This window comes from Variovorax sp. P2_H12 (genome assembly GCF_056403395.1).
On record NZ_JBFUFO010000225.1, the window covers coordinates 1 to 426 of the forward strand.

A 426-nucleotide genomic window follows, 5' to 3' on the forward strand; every position below is an offset into this window, starting at 1 on the left:
GCCCCGTCGCCAGCGCCAGCACCGGAAAGCCGGCGAGGGGCAGCAGCGAGGTGGTGAGCGCCTGATCCCTGACCCTGGCGTCGGTGACGGTGACGGTGAAGAGTGCGAGCAGTGCGGCGAGGCCACCGGCGACGGCCGCGGGAAGCGAGTGCGAGGCGAGGCCCGAGAAGGTCACGGCGAGGCCGATACCGACGACGGCCCGGGTCGCGTTGCGCAGCCGCAGCCGTCCCGGGTCCGGAGCCACCAACATCCGCTTCAGCACCGCTTGGCTCTCCCCACTATGTCCTGGCATGAAAAAGGCGCCGCGGGATCCGCAGCGCCATCGACTGGGTTCATGACAGCATCCGAACACCATCTGGCTCAAGTCGGCCCGCTCCCTCTGGGCCATTGGCACAGCCTGCTGCCCTTTCGATGCGCCATGGGAAC

1 protein-coding gene is annotated in these 426 nt (G+C 69.2%); it reads right to left on the reverse strand.

The genetic code is table 11. The annotated features are described in order from the left end of the window. A partial coding sequence (locus AC1DYK_RS35915; RefSeq protein WP_478170606.1) for a hypothetical protein occupies nt 1-262 on the reverse strand: 262 nt, incomplete at its 3' end. Between the last annotated feature and the right edge of the window lie 164 nt (nt 263-426).